The sequence below is a fragment of the Rhodococcus sp. WWJCD1 genome (assembly GCF_002258735.1).
Taxonomy (GTDB): domain Bacteria; phylum Actinomycetota; class Actinomycetes; order Mycobacteriales; family Mycobacteriaceae; genus Rhodococcoides.
The window spans coordinates 43,469-66,638 of the sequence record NZ_NOXY01000012.1 but is presented as its reverse complement, the minus strand read 5'-3'; the positions used below and the strand labels follow the sequence as shown (position 1 = coordinate 66,638).

Here is a 23,170-nt window from a genome sequence, read left to right as displayed (position 1 = left end):
GCCGAGATCTACCCAGTCGGACCGATCCGATGACCGGGGAACTGTCCTCGGTCATCGGCGGTCCGGTCGGACGACACGCGGTGATCGGACGGCAACGGTGGTTCACCGCATTGCGGGTGATCCTGCTGCTGGCGGTGGTCTTTCTGTGCTTCGGTTGGTTCGCGAAAGCCGCGTGCATTCAGCAGGCTCCGGTGGGCCCGGGCGGTGAGCTCGGACTGGATTGGAGTGGCAGCCGGCAGTACGTGGCGATGTGCTACTCGGACACCGTGCCGCTCTACGGTGCCGAGCGACTCGACCAGGGTGCGTTCCCGTACAAGAAGTCCTGGGAAGAAACCAAGGCCGACGGCTCGACCCAGGTTCGGTACATGGAGTACCCGGTGCTCGCGGGGCTGTACCAGTACGGCTCGATGGTCGTCGGGAAGGTGTGGAACTCGCTGAGTTTCCTTCCCCAGGCCCTGCCCGTCGTCGTGTATTTCAACGTGGTTGCCCTGGGGCTGGCCGTCGCCTGGCTGGTGACCGTATGGGCCACGGCAATAGCCGCCGGACGGCGAATCTGGGACGCGGCCCTGGTGGCTGCGTCGCCGCTGGTGATCGTGCACGGCTTCACCAATTTCGACGCTCTGGCAGCGGCTTTCGCGCTCACCGGTCTGTTGGCATGGGCCAAGAAGCGGCCGGTTCTCGCCGGTGTGCTGATCGGACTCGGCGGTGCCACCAAGCTCTATCCCCTGTTGTTCCTCGGTCCGCTGTTGGTGCTGTGCTGGCGCACCGGACGGATGCGCGAGTGGGGCCTGACCGCCGGCGCCGCGATCGGAGCCTGGCTCGCCGTCAATCTTCCTCTCGCACTGCTGTATCCGTCGGGATGGTACGAGTTCTTCCGGCTCAACTCCGAGCGCGGGGCCGATCCGGATTCGCTGTACAACGTGGTCACCTCGTTCACCGGCTGGCCCGGTTTCGACGGTCCGCTGTACGCAGGCGCCAAGCCCTTGATCCTCAATGCCGTGACGCTGGTGTTGTTCGCCATCGTGTGTGCGGTGATCGCCTACATCGGTACTACGGCCCCGGTGCGGCCGCGGCTCGCGCAGTTGGTGTTCCTGGTGGTGGCCGGCTTCCTGCTCACCAACAAGGTGTGGAGCCCGCAGTATTCGCTGTGGCTGGTTCCACTGGCCGTACTGGCACTACCGCATCGCCGAATACTGTTGGTGTGGATGACAATCGACGCGTTCGTCTGGTTTCCGCGGATGTACTACTACCTGGGCGTGGAGAACAAGGGCGTGCCCGAACAGTGGTTCACCGCAGCTGTCGTGGTGCGCGATGTCGCCGTGATCGGGTTGTGCGCGTTGATCATTCGACAGATCTACCGGCCGTCCGAAGACCTCATTCGAAACGGCAGCACCGTCGACCCGCTCGGTGGCGTTCTCGACGGCGCTGCAGATCGGACGACTACTGCCCGCAAGGTCACATATAGCGGCCGAGCTGTTTGACGGCTTCACCGGCGTGCTTGGCCTGAATGCCGTCACCGATGGCCTGTAGTTTCCATTCACTGCCCTGGCGATACACCTTGGCCATCACCAAGCCGGTGAACGGCATGCCGCCCTGCAGGGTGAACCGCGCCAGCTCGGTGTTGGTCGTGTTGTCCACCAGGCGGCAGAATGCGTTGGCTACCTGCTCGAACGTCTGACCGCGGTACGACGTGACGGTGAAGACGATGCCGGTGACGTGCTGGGGCACTTTCGTCAGGTCGACCACGATCACCTCGTCGTCCCCCTCGCCCTCACCGGTGAGGTTGTCGCCCTGGTGCACGATCGAGCCGTCCTTGGCTTTGAGCTGGCCGTAGTAGACGACGTCGTTGACGTTGCGGTCCGCGAGCATGATCGCGGACGCGTCCAGGTCGATGTTCGCGGCGCGGCCGCCGCCGCCGAAGAGGCCGCCCTTCTTGGGAGTGGTGACCGGATCCCAGCCCAGGCCCATGCGAATGACCGTCAAGGCGACGCCGCCGTCTTTGCGGAGAGTGACCTTCTGGCCCTTGGTGAGGCTGACGGGCTTGGCCTTGGTGAGGCTGACTTCCGGTGCCTCGGTGCGAACCGGTGCGGCGGGAGGTGCCGGCGGGGCAGCGGGAGGCGGTGGAGTTGCGGGAGGCGGTGGAGTGGCAGGAGCGGGAGGAGGCGTCGGTGCCGGAGCAGGGGCGTCGTCGACGGACACACCGTGGTCGGTCACCAATGCGGCGAATCCGCCCGCGTAACCCTGCCCGACGGCTCGCACCTTCCAGCTGCCCTGGCGACGGTAGATCTCGAGTGCGATCACGATCGACTCCGAGCTCAACCCGTCGATGGTGTACTCGTACAACACGTTTCCGGCCGTGTCGCTGACCCGCGCGACGGGAGCGGTGGATCGACCGAAGTTGCTCGACGCGTCGTCGAGGGTGATGACCGCGCGGATCTGTTCGATGTCTGTGGGAACTGCGGCGAGCGAGACTGCCAGCCGGGCCGGACCGCCCTGGCCGGGCTCGAGGCGTACGCCGGGGCCGGTGGGCTGGTTGAAGAACACGAAGTCTGCGTCCGTCCGAACCTTCCCGGCGTCGGTGACCAGTAGTGCAGACAGGTCCGCGGGCACGGCCAACGCGATGGAGACGACGACGTCACCGACGGTGAGGGGGCCGTTCTGACCCTTGGACAACGGTTGACCGGCCGGAGCAGACAATGTGATGGACTCTCTCTCGAAGTGCTGGTTACCGTCATCCAATGTACTTGTTCGATTTGTCCGACTGCTGTGGCCGAGCGGGCGTCAGATCTGGCGCAGGGTGAACAGGTCGCCCGGTGTGCAGCCGAGCACCCGGCACACCGCGGTGAGGGTCGAGAATCGGATGGCCTTGGCTCGGTCGTTCTTGAGCACCGAGAGATTGACGACGCTGACTCCGGCCAGACGCGAGAGCTCGGCGAGCGTCATGCCGCGGGCGTCGAGGATCTCGCCCAGATGGCAGACGACCAGATGGTCGACGAACTCCTCCGCCATCAGACCAGGCCTTCGGCATCGCGAGCGAGCTTGGTGCCCTGGGTGATCGTGGCATAGACGAACTGCAGGAACACGGCGACAACGACGGCTGTGTACAGGCCGACGGCCGAGATCGACGAGTTCACGATGTCGGAGAGCTCCAGTGCTCCGATTACCGAGTTGGTGCTCAGCAGGTTCATGAATCCGGTGATTGCGGGATACACGGCGATGCAGACACCGATCACAGCCACATCGGTGCGGGTGGCGTTGGTGAACGGGTCACCGACTATCACGCGATCGCAGAAGCGGTAGACGAACAGCAGGCCCACCAGAATGATCACCATTCCGATGACGATCGACCCGTACCGCATGACGTCGATGAATCCCAGCAGTCGGACGATGTCGGATCTCGGCACGCTGAGCTCGATCGCGTTGCCCGGCTGTAACTGGCCACCGAACAGTTCGGCGGGCGCAGTGCCGGGCCGCAGTTCCAACCTCGCGAGGACGTAGTCCGCGGAGTGGTATTTCCATACCTTCCATCCGGACCATCCCACGGCCACCGCCGCGTAGAACACCATCGTCCATTTGTTGGTTCGTGCCGAGCCGAGTCCGTATGCCATCTCGCCGCCTCCATATCGATAGTCGATAACAACGAATATCGATAATCTATCGCTTATCGATAGGGTGTCAAGGGGTGGCCGGCATTACCGCCGCAGCGCGACCGCCATGTGGTGACCGATCTCCGAGGCCATGCCGGCGGTATCGGCCGGCAGGATGTCGATGGTGTCCTCGGAGTAGACGATGTATCGGCCGTCCCGCTCGAAGTCCATCCAGAAGAACGCGACTGCGTCGGTGTCGCGTCGGTTGTCGTACGTCCTACCGCGCGCGACGATGACTTCACCGGCCGCGGACCGAGGGCGGTGGAAGAAGGTCCGGAACTGCTCGTCCGCGGTGGCCCCTCGGGTCGCGGTGGACAGATGCCTCCCAGTCGTTGTTGCTGTGGCGGTGGATCGTTCGAGTCGCGTGGTCGGTCGTCGGCCCGCCGCATTGGCTGGAAAGGATGCGAGAACACGGGCAGGTGCCTGGGCAGGGCTGGTCAACGAGATCGTGACGGCACCGCCCGAAGTGGCGTCGGGTCCCGGCTGCTGGGTGAGCACCGCGGCAACATCGTGGCGCACCGCCGCGTGGGCACGGATGGTTCCGTAGCGAGGATCGCGTGTGTCACCGCGACATTCGATGCGAACAACCGGGTCGACGAGGGTGCGAAGAGCCGCCCCGAGGTTGTCGTCCAGAACGGCATCGATTCTCGCCGAGGCCTCCCGCCGCAGAAGTTGGTACCGGTCCTCGGTGTCGACGTCGACGGTGACAGCCAGGGGGTACGGCAGTCGGTCTCGTCCGAATCGACTGCAGAGCATCATGAAATCGATGCCGTTCATGGTCCAGCTCGTCATCCTCAGCCGCCGAGTACCGGTGGTGCGACCAGAGGCAGCTCACCGATCAGTTCACTACCGTTGCCGACGTCGACCAGGTAGCCGGGAGTCGCATGATCGGTGTCGTTGTCGCCGGCTCCTCTCGCGCCTCCTGCCCCCATGCCGCCCATTCCCGGTGTGCCGTGCGCCCCTGCACGTCCGGCCGCTGCTGCGCTGCCCGATCCGCTACCGCCCGGTCCGCCGCCGGTGGTCCCGGTGCCGCCGATCGGCGAGCCGAGAACGGAGCCGCCATAACCGGAGCCGCCGTATCCCGAGCTAGAACCGCCACCCGATCCACCGGCATAACCCGAGCCGCCGCTGTAACCAGAGCCGCTGTAACCAGAGCCGCCGTAGCCGCTGCCGGAACCAGCGCTGGCCCCCGAACCAGCGCCACCCCCAGAGCCGGTGCCGCCGGCAGAACCTGCGCCGCCGGCAGACCCGGGTCCGGAAGCAGATGCGGCACGCGTCTCGCCGGCACTGTCGGCCGGCGGCAGCGATCCCGCTTGCCCGGATCCGGGCTGGCCCGATCCCATCCCTGGTTGCCCGGCATCGGCAGGGTCCGCGCCACCAGGTTGTGTCCGAGCTGCAGCCGGGTCGGCTGTACCCGCGGATCCCGTACCGACACCCGAGGTGGATCCGCCGCCGCTCCCGCCGAGTCCCCAGCCTGCGGTCGAACCGCCACCGCCACCGTCGGCGACGGGGTCGTGTGCCGCAGGTAGCACCGGAACCTGGGCGTCGGATTGCAGGACCCCCGGCACGTAGACCGACCGCATGACCTGGCGTGCCTGCTCTTCTTGCTCGTCGTGCAGGCGCGCTATTTCCTTGATGGAATCGGCGAACGGCAGTCCGCTCGGAAACGACGACTCGAGCATGCTCGCGCCGACGCCGATGTCGACGATCGGAGGTACGGCAGCCCTGGTCTGGGTGAATCCTGCGTGTGCCTCCAGCAGTTTGTTGCTGATCATGGTCATGGCGGTGGACAGTGCTGTGGCCGAGGACGTGTAGTCGCCGATCCCACCCCGCACGGCCGCGGAGGTGGGCCCCGACCAGCCGGAACTCATCGCGCCTTCGATCCCGTTCCGGAAGCTGTCGGATCCTTCGGTGGCCGCGGCGGCCAGGTCGTTCCAGTTCTGCGACGACGTCGATATCGACTCCGCGGCGAGCGTGTTGACCTTCTGCACGATCTCCGCGTGCTTCATCACGTCGAACGGCTCGGTGACCACGACCTCGTTCGGTTCGTACTCGCCCGCGTATCCGTAAGAACCGTTCTTCTTCGAGAACGTGTTCTCGATGAGCGAATTGACGGCCTCAGGACCGAAGCCGGCAGCAGGCCCATGATCGATGATGGCCTGCACCTGCTGTTGGAGTTCTGCATACGGATCCGCCATACCCACCCCTTGCCCTACGTCTGTCCCCCCGACGACCAGTTAGACGCGGCGCACGGCAGTTCGGTTCCGTAGCCACTCGAGAATCTCCTCGCTGGCCCGGACGCCGGAAGAATCGGTGACCGTCAGCCCGGGGCGGGTGAAACCGAGCAGCTCCAGTTCGCCGTGCCGCGGACGGATCGCGGCGTCGGCAGCGATGAGCATCTCGGCGTCGAGTGCGCCGTCACCGGCGGCGAAGACTCGAGCATCGGCGTCGAGGGTGCCGTCCTGAATCAGCCTGGAACGAACCTCGGCCACCGCGGAGCTCTTGCACACCGCGTTGGGCATCGTGTAGATCTTGCGCCCCTGCTGCGAGACGTTCCAGTCCCGCGCGGCGCACCACTGCGACCACTCTGCGACGAAGTCCTCCGGTACAGCCGTCGTGTCTACGACGAGATAGCAGAACAGGCCATCTGCCTCGCGGTACTTCAGTACCCAATCCTCGGACACCCGCGATCTCAACTCGGCACCGATTCCGACCAGATCCAACTCGAACCCGTTGCGCCAGTGCATGTCCGGCTCGCCGTCGGCGAGAATGTTGCCGCCGTTGCTGGTGATGGCGTACCTCCACGGGGCTCCCGGGAGTGCGATCCGGCGGAACTGCTCGATGGTGCGAGTCGTGGTCGGCACGACCACAACACTCTCGCTCAACTCGCGCAGCAGTGAGATGGACCGAGCGCTCATGTACGACAACGGTTTTCCCTCGTACACCTCTACGCATTCGAAAGCGTCGTCCAGTGGAACCCCGAGTGCCCCCTCGGAGAAGATCATCGTGCGGTCGAGGTCCACGGCAACCAGAGCACTCACGACGCGTCCTCGGTGGAGACGTTCTTGATCAGTCCCATGCACGAATAGGCGAGGTCGGGGACGACGTCCACTGGGACTCCCCGGGCCGCAGCGAGCATCCGGATGTGTTCGTGCTCCGGCGCATCGGCGTCGCGCACCAGCACTCGCCATGGAACGCGGCGCAGCAGCACCCTGGTGGTTTCGCCGACGCCGGGTTTGACGAAATTGACGTGTGAGATCCCGTACTCCGCACGTACTTTTTCCACCGACGCCCAGCCGGACCAGTTGGGTGTTCGGTCGGAGCCGAGCACTGTTGCCACCGAGGCATCGACCTCGTCCCGGACGTCGTCGAAACGCGCAGCGACGGTGTCGAGCAAGTGGCGTGAGACGTCGTCGGGCGCTAGATCGGCGTAGTACTTCGCTCCATGGAAGTCGCCGGGCCGAATCAGTTCGTCGTTGAGCACGGTCCGTGAAACCAGCCCCGAGACAGTCGAGTTCAAGCAGGCCGAGGCGATGAGGAAGTCGTCGCGGGTGCCGTAGGTGCGTGCACAGTTGCCCGGATCGGCGAGCACGGCAAGGTCGTCGTCGAACTCGGCTCCGGGAAAGTCGCGGAGTGCGGCGGTGAGCTCGCGGGCGATCGCACCCTTGCCCGTCCAGCCGTCGACGAACACCACCGAGCGCGAGTCGTGGTGGTCGGCGAGGTATCGCAGCGCCACGGCGTCGATACCTCGATCGCGCACGATCGAGACGGCGTAGTGCGGAATCTCGATGCCGTGAGCAGCGAATGCCCAGCGACGCATCAGGATTCCGACGGGTGTGCCCGCGCGAGCGAGTGATGCGAGGGCAATGTCGTGGCCGCGCTCGGCCAGGACGACCTCGGTGACGGTACCGACCGCGATGGCCAGTCGTGATGCGCTCTCCTGCAACACCTTCTCGAACAGTTCACGGTAGGCGAGATCCGGCTGGTATTCGACCGGGAGCGACTCTGCGTAATGTGCCGTGCCGGCCTGAATCGCCTTCTCGCGCTCGTTGACTTCGGCTTCCAACGAGACCGACGAGAGGTCCTTGAGCAGCCAGGTGACTTCTTCTGCTGCGTACGAACCGAATTCGGGTCCTCGAAGCGGTCGGGCCCGCCGAGCGACCTCGAGCGCCATCGGGTCTGCACCCGTGAGGACGACGAGTACGACGTCGGCGCCCGACGCGGCCAGAGTCTCGGCCGCGGCCGCCAGGGCATCCGTGTCTGCGGGGGCGTCGGCAACCAGTATCAACGTCGCGTCGTGCGGTGCAGATGCGTTGTAGAGGTAACGCAGAGCCGATTCGTCCTCGGGGGCGGTGAACTCGAAGCCGCGCCGCAGTGGGTAGCCGGGTACGTCCACCACGTATGCAGGCGATCGGGTGGTGGTCTGGAACAGCGCGGTGTGTCCCCGTTTCTGAAGGGTGGCCGCCAGCCGTAGAGGCAGGTACATCAGCTCCTCGTGGCCGATCACCACCACCGCCGTCGAGTCGGCCAACGCAGCATCGACGGTGGCCGCAAGTGCGTCGATCGCGATGTCGAAACCAGCCGCGTCGGATCGCAGAAACCCGTGCCGTCCGCCGTCGGGAAGTGTCGCCGGCCACTGCGCGTCCACCCGGTGGACCGAACCGGGCTGTGCAGCAACGGGATTGAATACTGGATCGGGGAGGGCAAGCACCGTCTCCACCAATCCAGGGGCGAGCTCCACCGATCCCTGAGCGAGGCTCACGTTGTCGATCCGGATGCCGAGCTCGGTAGCCACCGCCGAGGCTGCAGCGAGATGCTCGGCGGTACGCATGTCGACCAGGGATGCGATGACGTAGTGCCTGCGTCCGGCCGAGGAATGAATCTGCCGCAACGCATCCAGCGCCGTCGCTCCGGTCGAGATCTCGTCGTCCACCAGAATCAACGGCAGCTCGCCGTCGAGAAGATCGGGCGACGTCGGCATCAGCAGGTGGTCGGTGGCGTGCGAATGCCCCTCCTCGAACTCACCGTGCACGGTCATCCCGGGAACAGAGCGCCGAGTCGAATGCAGGTAGCAGCGTGCGCCCAGGGCAGTTGCGACGGTGTGCCCCAATCCCGTTGCAGTTTCGGCGAACCCGAGCACATCGACATCGGACCCGTCCGCGGCAGCGGCGACGAGAGCCGCCAGTTCCTCGCCGGCCGAGACGACGACGTCGGGATCGACGGGGATGTGCTTGCCGAGCACGGTCGAGACCAGCAAGTGGGCACGTCGTGGGTTGCGCCGCAGACCGGGTCGAACCAACTGTGTGGCAGCCCAGGACGACGACGAGCCGGTATCGGTCAGGGCGATGCCGTCGGCCGGATTCTGGTTCATCGTTGTGCCAGCGCGGTCAGTAGGTCCACGAACGTGATTCCTTCGTTGGTGACACCGAACGCCTTGGCGCGCAGTACAGTTTGCTTCGCCCAATTGCGGTGTGGGCCCAGTTCGTTCATCTTGTTCCGGTAGCCGGACGCCTGCACGCCACCCTGGTCGGACGAGAGGATGTCGAGTGCATCGTGGTACTCCTCGTGCGTCACCGCGGACAACGCATGAACGGCGGGGACGTGCGACGGATGAATGACGGTCTTGCCCTGGATGCCGTTGGCCCGGTCGAGAGCAACCTCGCGCAGGAGCGCGTCGAGGTCGCTGCTGACCAGTTGCTGGCGGAAGCGGACGGCGTCCTGGTCGACGAAGGGCGTCTGACGTAGCAACGGACGGAACATGCGTTCGTGGTCTGCGAAGTACTCCCACACCGGGCCGGTGATGACGTAGCCGGACCCGTCGTAGCGGCCCAGGTGGTTGACGATCGCACTGATGACGTCGGCGACGACGCGGACGTCGTAGATCGTCAGGTCGCGGTCGCGTCGGATGCCGAAGGTGCCGCACATGTCGGTGGCTCCGATGCGCACGGCCAGCACCGTCTCGCGGTAGGTCCCGAGTAGCTCACGGATGGCAACGAGTTCTGCGTCTCTGGTCTCGCGGTGTACCACCTCCGGCGATTCGAGGACGGGCATCGCGAACAGGCGGGTGCCGTGCAACCGCGAGGCCGCGACGATCTCGTCGAGGAACTCGGCTCCGCGTGCGGCAGTGAACTTCGGCACGACGAATCCGGCGAGCCCGCCCGCGCCCTGGGTGAGGCCGGCGCAGATGGTTCGGATGTGCTCGGGAGTGCGCGCCCGGACGAACACGAGCGAACTCGACCCCGAGAGTTCGTTCAGAGTTCGGATGGCGTTGGCCAAAGCTTCTTCCAGATCATGATCCGCGACAGCGTCTTCGAGATCGATGACGATGGACCGCACGCCCTCGTCGGTGCGTTTGTTCACCGTCGCGGTCAGGTCGGGGCGTGTTGCCGGGATGTACAGCGTGGCTCCGAGAGCTGTTGCCACGACGTCGTTTCCGTCGCTCGTCTCGATGTCTTCCGGCTGCCGGAAGAACACTCGTGCACGGGTGTCTGCGTCGAGATGGCGAAAGTGTTGCACCACTGTCCTTCGTGTGAATGTGATCAGTGCGAGCTGCGCATGCGTTCGATCACGCCTGCGATGAAGTCCGAAATGGTATCCAGATCCTGCAGATATGACCAGTAGTCGGGATGGGTACCCGTCAGCGCTGTGCTCGCCCTGTCGATCCGGGCGAGCTGAGCATCCAACACCGAGCCCCATTCGGCAACCAGGCCACGATTGATCGCGAGTTGTTGAGCGTCACGAAGTTTGAACCGCACTTTGTTCTCGGTCTCTTTCGGGTCGGCCTTCACCGCGCGCAGCAGACGAACTCGGTCGGTCACCGCGTCGACCAGATGTTCGGCATCGCTCAGGTGTTGGCGCGCCTGGGTCACCAGATCCAGCGACTGCTCGGGATTGCCTGCGTCGAGCGCCGAACGCGCCGCGCGCAGATCCTCGTCAGCCTGCTCGATGTGTCGCGCACTCGACCGTTCGTTGCGCGAAAGATCAGCCGAGCTCTTGGCATTGAACTCGCGAAGCAGGCTCGAGAAGGCCGGGGCGATGCCCTCCGATCGCGTTCGGACGGCTTCGATTCGAGTGCGTACCGAGGACAGTGCGGTCCTGGCCTCCTGAAGTCGTCCGGGGGCCGACTCCACTGCCGCGCGTAGAGCTGCGGCTCGTTCGCGCACCTGGGCAGCGTGCTCGCGTGCGCGCAGAGGATCGCGCTGATTGCTCTGCAATTGCGTTGTTGCCGAATCGAGTTCGCGCCAAGCCAGACGCAGTGACGGGTACCCGGCGTACTGCTCGTCGACGGTGGCGCGGGCGACATCGGCCTCGGTCAGTGCGTCGTGCACCAGGCGCGGCGTGGCCGCAAACTGAGCGGAGGCCTGCTCGAGGGTGCCGCGATGGGCGTCGTAGAACCGGTCGACCGCCGCGCTGGCATCGTGCAGTAGTCGGGTCGCGTTGTCGAAGGCCGATCTGGCAGCAGCCGTGGTGATTCCGTCGAATTGATCGGTTGCGGTGAGGTAGGCGGCCCCGGCGTCGAAGCACTGCTTCTCGGTGTCGGCCCATCGGGCTGCGAGTCTGTCCTCGGGGCGCAAGGCGGTGGAGGCCTCGACGCCTGCCGACGCAATGGACTGACGCTTGTCCATATCGAGGAAGGCGGCGACGGCGTTGTCCTGGGATCGGCGCGCGGAGGCGTCGGATTCTGCTCCTCTGCGGAACACCCCAGGCCAGCGACTTGTCACCTGCTCGATAGTACTGACGGGAACCCTGGCGATGTCGCAGTCGTTGGCGGAGTACGTCCAAGAACCGGACATTCCCACTACGGTTGTACCCGTAACGGGAAACCATTTGCGAAAGGACCTCTCCATGGGCGTCAGCCTCAGCAAGGGTGGCAATGTCTCGCTCACCAAAGCAGCTCCGAACCTCACGGCAGTCGTGGTCGGACTCGGGTGGGACATCCGCACGACGACCGGTACCGACTTCGATCTCGATGCCAGCGCCATCGCGCTGAACTCGACGAAGAAGGCCCTCAGCGACGGACACTTCGTGTTCTTCAACAACTTGAAGTCTCCCGACGGCTCCATCGAACACACCGGAGACAACACCACGGGTGAGGGCGACGGAGACGACGAGCAGATCAAGGTCGATCTCGCCGCTGTGCCGCCGGAGATCGAGACCATCACCTTTCCCGTGTCGATCTACGATGCGGACGCGCGCTCGCAGTCGTTCGGTCAGGTGCGCAACGCTTTCATCCGCGTCATCAACCAGGCCGACAACTCCGAGCTCGCTCGCTACGACCTCAGCGAGGATGCCTCCACCGAGACCGCCATGGTCTTCGGTGAGCTGTACCGCAACGGCGCGGAGTGGAAGTTCCGCGCAGTCGGTCAGGGCTACGCATCCGGCCTCGCAGGCATCGCCCGTGACTTCGGAGTAAACGTCTAGTCAAGACTCTCCCAAGATTGGGGATACCCCCGCTTCATCGTTCATGATGGGCGGGGGTTTTTCCGTATTTGTCTGCCCCGACCGGTCGCTCCTGCCGGCTCCGCTCCTAGCCAGAAGGGCCACGCCTGTGGTTGTGAAGATCTTCGGATGGTCGATCGCGGTCACCATCGTCTCCGTCATCGTGGCTTTCCTCTACGGCGGGATCGAGGCGATGATCCTCGTCCTCATTCTCGGCGTGCTCGAGGTGTCCCTGTCCTTCGACAACGCCGTCATCAACGCCACCGTGCTGCGACGGATGAGTGAGTTCTGGCAGAAGATCTTCCTCACCATCGGCATCGTCATCGCCGTGTTCGGTATGCGGCTGCTCTTCCCGTTGGTCATCGTCTGGGCTGCCTCCGGTCTCGGTCCGGTGGCCGCGATCGACCTCGCGCTGAACCCGCCGCCGAACGACGCGGCGTACTTCGACGACGGCCGACCCAGCTACGAAACGTTGCTCACCGACGCGCACCCGCAGATCGCAGCGTTCGGCGGAATGTTCCTGCTGATGCTCTTCCTCGGCTTCATTTTCGAGGATCGCGAGATCACCTGGCTGAGCTGGTTGGAGAAGCCGCTCGCCCGAATCGGTCGCCTCGATCAGCTCTCTGTTGTCGTCGCGGGCCTGCTATTGGTCCTGAGCGCTGAATTCCTCGCCGACGACGACAAGATCTCCACAGTCATGGTCTCCGGCGTGCTCGGCATGATCACATACATCGCGGTGAACGGTCTCGGCGAGCTGTTCCACGTCGAAGAAGAGGGCGAAGAGTCGTCGGGTGGACCCAGCGAACTGGCAAAGGCGACGGGTAAGGCCGGCTTCTTCCTGTTCCTTTACCTCGAAGTGCTCGACGCCTCGTTCTCGTTCGACGGCGTCATCGGTGCCTTCGCCATCACTGCGGACCCGATCATCATTGCGCTCGGCCTCGGCTTCATCGGCGCGATGTTCGTCCGCTCGATCACGGTGTTCCTCGTGCGCAAGGGCACGTTGTCCGACTACGTGTACCTGGAGCACGGCGCACACTGGGCGATCGGCGCGTTGTCGGTCATTCTGCTGGTGTCCATCGGCATACACATCAACGAGCTGATCACCGGCTTCGTCGGCATCTTGTTCATCGGAGCTGCTCTGCTGAGCAGTATCCGACGCAACAAGCGCCTCGAGAAGGAAGGCGTGGAGACCTCGGTCAGCGTCTGATCTGCGGGTCCGCTGTGGTCCGGATACGCCGGGTCACAGCTCCGAGATATCCACCAGTCCGTCCTGGAGGGCCCGTGCCACCAGGCCTGCCTTGGTCGGGGCCGGTCGTCCGACCGAGGTGTACTTGGCCCGGATGCGGGTGAGGTGGGTGTTGACGGTGCCGAGCGAGAGAAACAGAGCTTTCGCAACCTCGGTCTTCGAGTCGTGTCGGATCCAGCAGAGAAGCACCTCGATCTCACGGCCGGTGAGGTCGGGCCGCGGCGGGAACGGGCTCGCAGGCACCGGGACGGGGTGTATCTGCATCGCCGGCGGAACCAGGCTGATGGGACCCCGTGTACCTCGCGTCGTCGGGACTGCCGAGTCGTTCGTGGAGGGCAAGGGTTCGAGCAGTGCAGACATCAAAATCTCCCGGACGCCGAAGTGGTTGAGACCGACTAAACCAATGTGGACGATTCTCACAGGTAATGCTCAGGTTTTCTGCCCTGATTTTCAGGGGCATTGAAAGGTCAACCGTCGCGGCAGCGTCTCACGGCAGTACGACAGACTCGCGTCCATCGGCGTCGATCTCGATTCGCGCACCCTTTCGCGAGTCGCTGACCAGTATGGACGCGATCCTCCCGCGCCCGGGAGGCAGGATTCGAGCGGTCACCACTCCTCCCTCCGCACCCCGAAGGGCAGTGGAAACGGCGATGCTCACCCGCTCCGAAATTGTGGGATGAACCACAGCCGGCATCAATCCCGTGAAGGTAATTCGGGCATCGGCAACCAACCGTCTTCGACCGCTCGCTTGTACAGGTCGGTTTTGGTCGGTGCCGGACGCCCGGCCTCGGCGTACTTGTTCCGAATGCGGACGAGGTAGTCGTTGACCGTCTGCTCGGACAGTCCGGCGAGACTGGCTACTCGGGCCGCCTTCTCCCCCGACGCATACAGCGCGAGTACCTCGCGCTGGCGGGGACTGAGACCGACATCGGGTAGCTGCGGATCACCGTCGATTGCGGCGGCCCAATCCGTCGTGACCACCTGACCGCCGCTCGCGGCGCGCCTGATCGCCGAGACGATCGCGGCCGCGGGCGCCGACTTTCGCACCACACCCAGTACGCCGGCGCGGGCAGCCGAGCGCACCAGAAATGCGTTCTCGGCACCGGTGTAGACCAGTACGCGGGCACCGGCGGCGTGCAGTTGCTCCACGTTCGAGCGAGGGGACGAACCGTCACCCAGCCGAAGGTCGAGAACCACCAGATCGAGTGTCTGCCGCTGTTCGAGCAGTTCGCCCACGGTGGCGGCGATGGACACCAATTCGAGGTCGGGTTCGTCCGCAAGCATCGCCTGAAGGCCGAGAGCCACCGATTCGTGGTCCTCGACCAGACCGACGCGTCGTACGTCGGCCCCCTGCTCGCTCGCGTCCCCCTGAGAATTCGACACCTGTGTCATGTCCCCGCCCCGCCCTAGGTACTACTGCCCCGGTGATGTCGTCAGCGATATCGTTGCTGGTCGGGGGGATATTACAGACGGCTGGTCGGTTTCGCCCGGGAAAGGGACGCGCATCCGAGCCCGGATGAACAGCACGAAGAACACCACCAACAGCAGTGCTCGGCCCCATACCCCGACGAGGACGAAAAACTCCTCGTTCTCGGCGTCGGCACCCGAGGCGAGCGCAGCGAAATACTTGAAGACGCCGATTCCCATCGACAGATCGACGAGCAGATACGCGCCGACGAGTCCCCACGGAACCCGAAGCAGAACCAGGAACGGCAGCAGCCACAGCGTGTACTGCGGCGAGTGCACCTTGTGCAGCAGCATGAATCCGCACAGCATCGATCCACTGACCGCGACCCACGGATAGGTACCGTCCACCTTTGCGCGACGCCAGCCCAGCCACAGCGCGAGAGCGAAGGCGACGAACACCAGTAGCGGCGACGCGACGTCCACCACGTCCTGGAAAGACGCCTCGGCCTCGGCGTAGGCATCGGGAGTCATCTGGTCGCTGATGTAGAAGTGGCGCAATCCCCAGTACCAGATGGAGTTGGTCGTCAGGTCCGCCTGCCGGAGCGACTGGAACGTGAACGACGCGCGCCACCCCTCGTAGCCCAACACTGCGAACGGCAGATTCACTGCGATCACGGTGCCGATCGCGGCGCCGGCGACCGTCAGACCGCCGCGGATGTCCCAGCGGCCTTTGACTGTGTCGGCGGACTCGCGCCCATCGACTCCCCTGGTGACCACGTACGCAATCAGTGGCAGCACGAATGCACCGGGATAGAGCTTGAGGCAGAAGCCGATAGCCAACAGCACCGACGCGAGAACAGCTCGCCGTCGCAGTGGCATCGGCAACGTCATGACGAAGACCGCGCCGACGGCGGCGGCGACGACGGGCAGTTCCCAGTTGTGGAAGGCGTACATCACCAGCGGCGGGCCGATCGACCACAGCAGTGCCGACCAGCCGGCCATCCTGCCGAGCATCCACGCGGTGACCAGACCGAAGGGCGCGAGAATCAAGGCCGACGTCAGCAGAAACTGCGCGTCGGTATGCGCGGGAATGGCACCCAGCCACATCAGCAGGCCGCTGAGAACGGGGTACTCCACCGTTCCTCCGGTGAGGATTCCGTCGCTGGTGATGGCCCCGTGGATGTACGGGAAGATGTGGTTGTCGATATCGCGACCGAGCCAGAGAAACTGAATGTCCGAGTAGCAGACCGAGGAATCCTTGATCGCGTCGAACATCGTGCTGCGACCCGATGCGTCGAACGGCGCGACCGCGCAGCGGGCCTTGTTGAGATATCCGAGAATCAGTCCGAGTGCAGCCATCGTGACGACCACGACGACCGTCATCGGATTGGCGCGGACCCCGGATCGCATGACGCAAGACTATGACGCCCGAACGTCGGCCCGTACGCCCAGCAGGAATTAGCAGGTCAGCGCCCTGTCGTGTATCTTCGAGGGGTTGCTGACGCAACGACCCTCCTGCCACGGATAGTCCGTGGCCGTTTTCACTAGTCCACAGGAGGTGATGAGGTCTTATGCGTCATTACGAATTGATGGTCATTCTCGACCCCAATCTGGACGAGCGCACTGTCGCTCCGTCGCTCGATACGTTCCTCAACGTCGTTCGCAAGGATGGCGGCACCGTCGACAAGGTCGATGTGTGGGGCAAGCGTCGTCTGGCCTACGAAATCCTCAAGCACGCCGAGGGCATCTACGCCGTTGTGAACCTCAACGCCGAGCCTGCCACCGTCAGCGAGCTGGATCGTCAGCTCGGACTCAACGAGTCCGTGTTGCGTACGAAGGTCCTGCGACAGGGCAAGTAATTGTCGTTGCCCGCCTCTAGGCTGGCATCTACAACGCTTACTACTGAAAGAGGAACCATGGCAGGCGAGACCGTCATCACCGTCATCGGAAACTTGACGGCTGATCCAGAACTTCGATTCACCCCCGCCGGTGCGGCGGTTGCCAACTTCACGGTTGCATCCACGCCGCGCACATTCGATCGTCAGACGAACGAATGGAAAGACGGCGACGCGCTCTTCATGCGCTGCAACATCTGGCGCGAGGCAGCGGAAAACGTTGCCGAGAGCTTGACCCGAGGCTCGCGAGTGATCGTGAGCGGACGGTTGCGGCAGCGTTCGTACGAAACGCGTGAGGGTGAGAAGCGGACAGTCGTCGAGCTCGAAGTCGACGAGATCGGACCTTCACTCCGCTACGCCACCGCAAAGGTCAACAAGGCCAACCGCGGTGGAGGTGGCGGCGGAGGCGGCTTCAACTCCGGCTCCGGCTCCGGTTCCTCCGGCGGATCGAGCGGCGGCCGCTCGAACTCCTCGTCCAATTCCGGTTCCGGCGGAGACGATCCCTGGGGCAGTGCTCCAGCGGCATCGGGCTCCTTCGGCGGACGTGGCGGAGACGAAGAGCCACCGTTCTAGATCCTTCGATCGAGAACAACCAGATGTAACGGAGAAAGACCCATGCCCAAACCGCCATTGCGCGACAAGGTGCTCAAGAAGAAAGCGTGTTCCTTCTGCAAGGAGAAGAACGCGTCGATCGATTACAAGGACACGACGTTGCTGCGTAAGTACGTCAGCGATCGCGGAAAGATCCGTGCTCGCCGTGTCACCGGCAACTGCGTCCAGCATCAGCGTGACGTGGCCGTTGCCGTGAAGAACTCGCGTGAGGTAGCACTGCTGCCTTACGCCGCGACGGCTCGATAGAAAGGGGCGATTGGTATGAAACTGATCCTCACCGCTGATGTGGACAACCTCGGTGCGCCTGGCGACACCGTAGAGGTCAAGGACGGCTACGGTCGTAACTTCCTGCTGCCCCGCGGACTGGCCATTCAGGCCACCCGTGGAGCTCAGAAGCAGGTCGACGGCATTCGCCGCGCTCAGGAAGCTCGTGCCGTCCGCGGACTCGAGCATGCCAACGAGCTCAAGCAGGCCATCGAAGGCCTCGAGGCCGTCACGCTGTCCGTCAAGACCGCGGGCGACTCGGGCAAGCTGTTCGGCTCGGTCACCGCGTCGGACGTCGCTTCCGCGCTCAAGGCTGCCGGTGGCCCGGTTGTCGACAAGCGCAGCATCGATCTGCCGAAGGCACACGTCAAGAGCACGGGCAAGCACGACATCGTCGTGAACCTGCACCCCGACGTGACCGCCAAGTTCAAGCTGGAGGTCGTCGGAAGCTGATTTCGGCTTTCGGCCCAGTACGGCTGCAGAAAAGCCCCGCGAACCACGGTTCGCGGGGCTTTTTCGTGTCTTCTCACAAAGATCAACTGTCGCAATGGGTTCCAATTTGTGAAGCATCTCTCTCGATGACATCTTTAGCCAAGGTTTGCGTAGCCTTTACGTGGGGGCGACATTCGACGCCGGAACACGATCGACCGACCTGACGCCTAGACGCCCGGAGGACCTGCCGTGACAACGACAGCAGAGCACGACTCAGAACCCAGCCCGAAGACCCGATCCGAGCCACCGTCTCGGATCGGGTCGATAATGAAGTACGATCTCCCGGCCTCCTTGGTCGTTTTCCTTGTGGCAGTGCCACTTTCGATCGGTATCGCCGTCGCCTCCGGCGCCCCGATCATGGCCGGTCTCATCGCCGCAGTGGTCGGCGGCATTCTCGCGGGCATCCTCGGTGGATCACCATTGCAGGTCAGCGGTCCCGCCGCGGGTCTGACGGTGGTGGTTGCCGAGTTGGTCAACCAATTCGGCTGGGGCATAACGTGCGCTATCACGGTTCTTGCCGGTGCTGTGCAGATCCTGTTGGGAATGAGCCGAATTGCGCGTAGCGCTCTGGCGATCTCGCCGGTGGTGGTTCATGCCATGCTCGCCGGAATCGGCATAACCATTGCGCTGCAGCAGATTCACGTCCTCCTCGGCGGTGAGTCCGAGAGCTCGGCCGTGCAGAATATCCTCGCAATTCCCACGTCCGTCGCGAACGGTCAATGGCCGTCGATCATCGTCGGTGGAATCGTTGTCGTGCTCATGTTCGCCTGGCCGCGGTTGGCCGAGCTGTCCAGCGTGTTGGCGAAGGTCGCCAAGGTTCCCGCCGCACTGGTCGCAGTGGTCACTGCCACTGCGGTCTCGATCTTCTTCTCCCTGGACGTCGAGCGAATCGAATTGCCGGGCAACCTGATCGAATCGCTGAGCTTCCCGATCATGCCCGACGGGCAGTGGAGCGCGTTTGTCACCGGCGTCATCACCATTGCGCTGATCGCCAGCGTCGAGAGCCTGCTCTCCGCGGTTGCCGTCGACAAGATGCACAGTGGTGAGCGCACCAACTTCGACCGAGAATTGATGGCACAGGGCGCGGGCAACATGGCCTCGGGTGCCATCGGCGGTCTGCCGATCACCGGCGTCATCGTGCGCAGTGCCACGAACGTCAAGGTCGGTGCCAAGTCTCGAGCGTCGGCGATTCTGCACGGCGTGTGGATCTTGATCTTCTCGGTGCTGTTCATCTCGATCGTCGAGCTGGTCCCGTTCGCTGCACTCGCGGGTCTGTTGGTGATGATCGGTGTGCAGCTGATCAAGTTGGCGGACATCAAGATTGCGAACAAGACCGGTGACATCGCAGTCTATGCGGTGACGGTCGTCGGAGTGGTGGCACTGAATCTGCTCGAAGGCGTGCTCATCGGATTGGCTCTGTCGATCATTCTGGTGCTGCGTCGTGTGGTGTGGGCCAACGTCCGCGCGGAGGAAACGGTCGACGGTACCTGGCGCGTCACCATCGAGGGTTCGTTGAGCTTTCTCGCGCTCCCGAGACTGACGCACGTGCTGTCCACCGTCCCTGCGGGAACAGACGTCACCGTGCGCTTGGGTGTCGACTTCCTGGACCACGCCGTCCACGACGCGTTGAACGAGTGGGTGCGTCAGCACGAACTCGGCGGTGGCACAGCGAAAGTCGAGGAAGTGGGTACGGCGTCGATGGCTGCCGCCGCCGAGGGTCCACCCAAGCGTGGGTCCGCGACGGTACGCAGTTCGTTGGCTCCGTGGCGCGCCTGGCAGCTCAAGAGCGATGATGCGCAGGAGGATTCGCCTGTAGCGCTACGGGCTGTGATGAGCGGAGTGGCCGAATACCACCGCACCCATGCACCCAACATCCGTCCCCACCTCGAGGGGTTGACCGACAGCCAGGATCCGGACACGCTCTTTCTCTGCTGTGTGGATTCGCGCGTCATGCCGAACACGATCACCAGTAGCGGGCCGGGTGATCTGTTCACGGTCCGGAACATGGGCAACCTCGTTCCCGCGAAGGGTCAGGATTGCTCGGTGGAGGCCGCGCTGGCGTTCGGTGTGGATCAGCTGGGCACCTCGTCGGTGGTGGTGTGTGGACACTCGGGCTGCGGTGCCATGAAAGCGGTGCTGAGTGGGCCGGAGAATGCCGCCGACGAGTCCGTGGCGGAATGGCTGGGTCACGCGGTGGCGAGCTTGGACGCGTACCGCAGCGGGCACGTGGTGGGTCGTCAGGCCGCAGAGCTCGGTTTCGGCGAAGCGGATCAACTCGCCATGGTGAACGTGGCCGTGCAGTTGCAGACGCTCACTCGTCACCGCGTGGTCGGCCGCGCCAACGCCGAGGGACGCCTGCACATCACCGGACTGTTCTTCGACATTCCGACCGCCCGGGTGCTCCGAATCGGCACCAAGGAGGTCACGGTGCTGGATCCGGCCGACTGCCCACAGAAGAGCCATGTCTGACATCTGATCAGCGGCGAAGAGGGGCCCGATTCCAAGCCTGGAATCGGGCCCCTTCTGCTGAAACGGGCTGATGGTTTGTTTCTGTGATCATTCCCAGCCCATGTGACCTAGTTCACCCTGGGGTTCACCTGGCATTTACTCAACACGCCCGAGCTGTCAATTCGGACGACACGCCGATCCAGAATCAATGCACAGGAAGAAAACTTTATGTACACCCTTCGACCAGGCTGAACCGTCGAAACTGTGAAAGTTATACCCAGGTTATCCCCAGGTGGTCAACACCGTTGTTCGAGCTCATCCACATTTCGTCCACAGCTTCATGCACAGGCTGTGTTGTGACTACTGCCGATAGCGCTTAACGTCCGTGCAGCGTCTCTCTCGATGCCGCGCAAAGGCGACGAGACGGCGTGAATCCGGTGTCGATCAGTACCTGTCGGTGCCCGGGGGTAGAACTTGCTGGAGCGCACGGCCGGGTGGTATTCGGTGGTGTTGACGACTATTGGGGAGAGGACGGCCGGTTCGCGTGGCAGTTGTGGACGATCGAGGACAGTCCGACTACTCCGGCTCCTCCTCCAGCGAGGGCCCCGGTGAGGATTTCGGTCGCCAACCCCCGCAGGACATGGCCGCCGAGCAGTCCGTCCTGGGCGGGATGTTGCTGAGCAAGGACGCCATTGCCGATGTGCTCGAGGTGCTTCGGCCGGGTGATTTCTATCGGCCGGCCCACCAGAACGTCTACGACGCGATTCTCGATCTCTACAGCCGCGGCGAGCCCGCCGACCCGGTGACCGTCTCGGCCGAGCTGGATCGACGCGGGGAGCTCAAGCGCATCGGCGGTCCGCCGTACCTGATCACGCTGACCCAGACGACGCCGACGGCGGCCAACGCCGGGTACTACGCCGAGATCGTCGCCGAGAAGTCGATTCTGCGCCGCCTCGTGCAGGCCGGCACCCGCATCGTGCAGTTCGGCTACGCCGGAGCCGATGGCCAGGACGTGGCCGAGGTCGTCGACCGCGCGCAGGCCGAGGTGTACGAGGTCACCGAACGCCGCACCTCCGAGGACTTCCTGCCCCTCGAAGAGCTGCTTCAGCCCACGATGGACGAAATCGACTCCATCGCCAGCCGTGGCGGTATATCCCTCGGTGTACCAACAGGATTCGCCGAACTCGACGAAATCACCAACGGCCTGCACCCTGGTCAGATGATCATCGTGGCGGCGAGGCCTGGCGTGGGTAAGGCGCTCGCTCTCGACACGCCGCTTCCGACGCCCGACGGCTGGACCACCATGGGCGAGGTGGCCGTGGGTGACCGCCTCATCGACGCCCATGGCATGCCGACGCGTGTCGTGGCGGCCACGGACGTCATGCTCGATCGACCGTGCTACGAAGTCGAATTCTCCGACGGCACAGTCATCGTCGCCGACGCGGAGCACCAGTGGTTGACCGAGAGTGAGGGTGTCCCTGGCGTACGCACTACCGAGCACATTCTGGCGACAGGCGACCATTCCGTTCGGAACTCTGCGGCCATCCAGCTACCGGATGCCGACCTCCCCGTTCCGCCCTATGTTGCGGGCGTGGCGCTCGGTGGTGGGGTGCCGGCAGCGGACGCCGATATCGCAGCGCGAGTGGAGGCGGAGTTCGATACAGTCCCGCATCTCTACCTGCGGGCCTCGGAGCGACAACGACGAGAGTTGCTTGCTGGCATTCTCGACACTGCGGGTTCGGTCGCATCGGATGGCTCCATCGATGTGGCTCCTTTCGGCGGCCTGGACGAGTTGGTCGTGGGGCTCGGTCTCGTGTGGACAGGCTCGTCGGTCGTGACGGACGAGGTTGTATTTGGTGTGGCGCGTAAACAGTTGCTGCACAAGGAACGTCGCGCTGCGGGATCCATTGTGCGATCGGGTTCGCGGTTCATCGTCGACGTTCGCCGAGTCGACTCCGTTCCGGTTCGCTGTGTGGAGGTCGACAACGCAGATCATCTGTATCTCGCCAGCGAGTCGATGATTCCGGCCCACAATTCAACGCTGTCAATGGATTTCATGCGTTCGTGCTCGATCAAGCACGGCATGCCCAGCGTCATTTTCTCTCTGGAGATGAGTCGTACCGAGATCGTCATGCGACTGTTGTCCGCCGAGGCGAAGATCAAGCTCGGTGACATGCGTTCGGGAAAGATGACCGACGACGACTGGACCAAGCTGGCCCGGCGCATGAGTGAGATCAGCGAAGCACCGCTGTTCGTCGACGATTCTCCGAACCTGACGATGATGGAGATCCGCGCCAAGGCCCGTCGCCTCAAGCAGCGCAACGGCCTCAAACTCATTGTGGTGGACTACCTTCAGCTGATGTCGTCGGGCAAGAAGGTCGAATCCCGTCAGCAGGAGGTCTCGGACTTCTCGCGTCAGCTCAAGCTGTTGGCAAAGGAACTCGAATGCCCGGTGGTCGCCGTCTGCCAGCTCAACCGTGGCCCGGAGCAGCGAACCGACAAGAAGCCGATGGTGTCCGACCTTCGCGAGTCCGGCTCACTGGAGCAGGACGCCGACATGGTGATTCTGCTGCACCGCCCGGACGCGATCGAGCGCGACGACCCACGCGGCGGTGAGGCCGACTTGATTCTCGGCAAGCACCGTAACGGTCCGACCGCGACAATCACTGTCGCACACCAGCTTCACCTGTCAAGATTCGTGGATATGGCGCGGGGCTAGT

21 protein-coding genes are annotated in these 23,170 nt (G+C 64.0%); 9 read left to right on the top strand and 12 right to left on the bottom strand.

Annotated elements, in window-relative coordinates; genetic code table 11:
- Window positions 1-29 precede the first annotated feature (29 nt).
- Window positions 30-1,481, top strand: coding sequence for a glycosyltransferase family 87 protein (locus tag CH286_RS08050; RefSeq protein ID WP_094609085.1), 1,452 nt, complete (start codon window positions 30-32; stop codon window positions 1,479-1,481).
- Here the strand turns inward: CH286_RS08050 and CH286_RS08045 are convergent.
- The 9 genes from CH286_RS08045 to CH286_RS08005 form a co-directional block, all read right to left on the bottom strand.
- Window positions 1,456-2,697, bottom strand: a complete 1,242-nt coding sequence (locus tag CH286_RS08045) for a TerD family protein (RefSeq protein ID WP_255182607.1) — start codon at window positions 2,695-2,697, stop codon at window positions 1,456-1,458. The genes CH286_RS08050 and CH286_RS08045 overlap by 26 nt on opposite strands.
- Window positions 2,698-2,781: 84 nt before the next feature.
- Window positions 2,782-3,009, bottom strand: coding sequence for a helix-turn-helix domain-containing protein (locus tag CH286_RS08040; RefSeq protein ID WP_032378705.1), 228 nt, complete (start codon window positions 3,007-3,009; stop codon window positions 2,782-2,784).
- Entirely contained in the window at window positions 3,009-3,608 is a 600-nt protein-coding gene (locus CH286_RS08035; RefSeq protein WP_094608894.1) for a hypothetical protein, read from the bottom strand. Before CH286_RS08035 ends, CH286_RS08040 begins: the two co-directional genes overlap by 1 nt.
- A gap of 84 nt (window positions 3,609-3,692) precedes the next feature.
- Complete coding sequence (locus CH286_RS08030) at window positions 3,693-4,424, bottom strand: ESX secretion-associated protein EspG (protein ID WP_176458180.1); 732 nt, start codon at window positions 4,422-4,424, stop codon at window positions 3,693-3,695.
- Window positions 4,425-4,441: 17 nt separating this feature from the next.
- A complete protein-coding gene (locus CH286_RS08025; protein ID WP_094608892.1) occupies window positions 4,442-5,845 on the bottom strand; it encodes a PPE domain-containing protein in 1,404 nt (467 codons plus the stop codon).
- A 39-nt stretch (window positions 5,846-5,884) separates the two neighbouring features.
- A complete protein-coding gene (locus CH286_RS08020; RefSeq protein WP_037152035.1) occupies window positions 5,885-6,688 on the bottom strand; it encodes a hypothetical protein in 804 nt (267 codons plus the stop codon).
- On the bottom strand, window positions 6,685-9,018 hold the full coding sequence (locus tag CH286_RS08015; protein ID WP_094608891.1) for a phosphoribosyltransferase: 2,334 nt from the start codon (window positions 9,016-9,018) through the stop codon (window positions 6,685-6,687). Before CH286_RS08015 ends, CH286_RS08020 begins: the two co-directional genes overlap by 4 nt.
- Window positions 9,015-10,163 (bottom strand): HpcH/HpaI aldolase/citrate lyase family protein, encoded by a 1,149-nt coding sequence (locus CH286_RS08010; protein ID WP_032402815.1) that lies wholly within the window; start codon window positions 10,161-10,163, stop codon window positions 9,015-9,017. Before CH286_RS08010 ends, CH286_RS08015 begins: the two co-directional genes overlap by 4 nt.
- 23 nt (window positions 10,164-10,186) lie before the next feature.
- On the bottom strand, window positions 10,187-11,272 hold the full coding sequence (locus CH286_RS08005) for a hypothetical protein (protein ID WP_094609084.1): 1,086 nt from the start codon (window positions 11,270-11,272) through the stop codon (window positions 10,187-10,189).
- Between the two features lie 220 nt (window positions 11,273-11,492).
- Here CH286_RS08005 and CH286_RS08000 point away from each other — a divergent pair, with 220 nt between their 5' ends.
- Both CH286_RS08000 and CH286_RS07995 read left to right on the top strand, forming a co-directional pair.
- Complete coding sequence (locus tag CH286_RS08000) at window positions 11,493-12,068, top strand: TerD family protein (protein WP_027495074.1); 576 nt, start codon at window positions 11,493-11,495, stop codon at window positions 12,066-12,068.
- A 127-nt stretch (window positions 12,069-12,195) separates the two neighbouring features.
- Window positions 12,196-13,293 (top strand): DUF475 domain-containing protein, encoded by a 1,098-nt coding sequence (locus tag CH286_RS07995; protein ID WP_037152033.1) that lies wholly within the window; start codon window positions 12,196-12,198, stop codon window positions 13,291-13,293.
- A gap of 33 nt (window positions 13,294-13,326) precedes the next feature.
- On the opposite strand, the gene CH286_RS07990 is transcribed toward CH286_RS07995, so the two are convergent.
- From CH286_RS07990 to CH286_RS07975, 3 genes are all read right to left on the bottom strand, one after another.
- Window positions 13,327-13,692, bottom strand: a complete 366-nt coding sequence (locus tag CH286_RS07990) for a helix-turn-helix transcriptional regulator (protein ID WP_032402762.1) — start codon at window positions 13,690-13,692, stop codon at window positions 13,327-13,329.
- A gap of 333 nt (window positions 13,693-14,025) precedes the next feature.
- On the bottom strand, window positions 14,026-14,724 hold the full coding sequence (locus CH286_RS07980; protein ID WP_094608889.1) for a response regulator transcription factor: 699 nt from the start codon (window positions 14,722-14,724) through the stop codon (window positions 14,026-14,028).
- Between the two features lie 21 nt (window positions 14,725-14,745).
- A complete protein-coding gene (locus CH286_RS07975) occupies window positions 14,746-16,149 on the bottom strand; it encodes a glycosyltransferase 87 family protein (RefSeq protein ID WP_094608888.1) in 1,404 nt (467 codons plus the stop codon).
- Between the two features lie 161 nt (window positions 16,150-16,310).
- On the opposite strand from CH286_RS07975, the gene rpsF reads away from it, so the two are divergent.
- The 6 genes from rpsF (at window position 16,311) to dnaB (ending at window position 23,169) form a co-directional block, all read left to right on the top strand.
- On the top strand, window positions 16,311-16,598 hold the full coding sequence (gene rpsF / locus CH286_RS07970) for a 30S ribosomal protein S6 (RefSeq protein ID WP_008711385.1): 288 nt from the start codon (window positions 16,311-16,313) through the stop codon (window positions 16,596-16,598).
- Between the two features lie 57 nt (window positions 16,599-16,655).
- Window positions 16,656-17,207: a single-stranded DNA-binding protein gene (locus tag CH286_RS07965; protein ID WP_032378699.1), complete on the top strand. Its 552-nt coding sequence runs from the start codon at window positions 16,656-16,658 to the stop codon at window positions 17,205-17,207.
- A 42-nt stretch (window positions 17,208-17,249) separates the two neighbouring features.
- Window positions 17,250-17,492 carry a 30S ribosomal protein S18 gene (gene rpsR / locus CH286_RS07960; RefSeq protein WP_008711381.1) on the top strand — a complete coding sequence of 81 codons (243 nt, stop codon included), beginning with the start codon at window positions 17,250-17,252 and terminating at the stop codon, window positions 17,490-17,492.
- Between the two features lie 15 nt (window positions 17,493-17,507).
- Window positions 17,508-17,963, top strand: a complete 456-nt coding sequence (rplI, locus tag CH286_RS07955; RefSeq protein ID WP_032378698.1) for a 50S ribosomal protein L9 — start codon at window positions 17,508-17,510, stop codon at window positions 17,961-17,963.
- Between the two features lie 228 nt (window positions 17,964-18,191).
- The gene (locus CH286_RS07950; RefSeq protein WP_094608887.1) at window positions 18,192-20,471 is read left to right on the top strand and encodes a SulP family inorganic anion transporter; all 2,280 of its coding nucleotides are present in this window, start codon (window positions 18,192-18,194) and stop codon (window positions 20,469-20,471) included.
- A gap of 523 nt (window positions 20,472-20,994) precedes the next feature.
- Entirely contained in the window at window positions 20,995-23,169 is a 2,175-nt protein-coding gene (gene dnaB, locus CH286_RS07945; RefSeq protein ID WP_094608886.1) for a replicative DNA helicase, read from the top strand.
- The last annotated feature ends 1 nt before the right edge of the window (window position 23,170 follow it).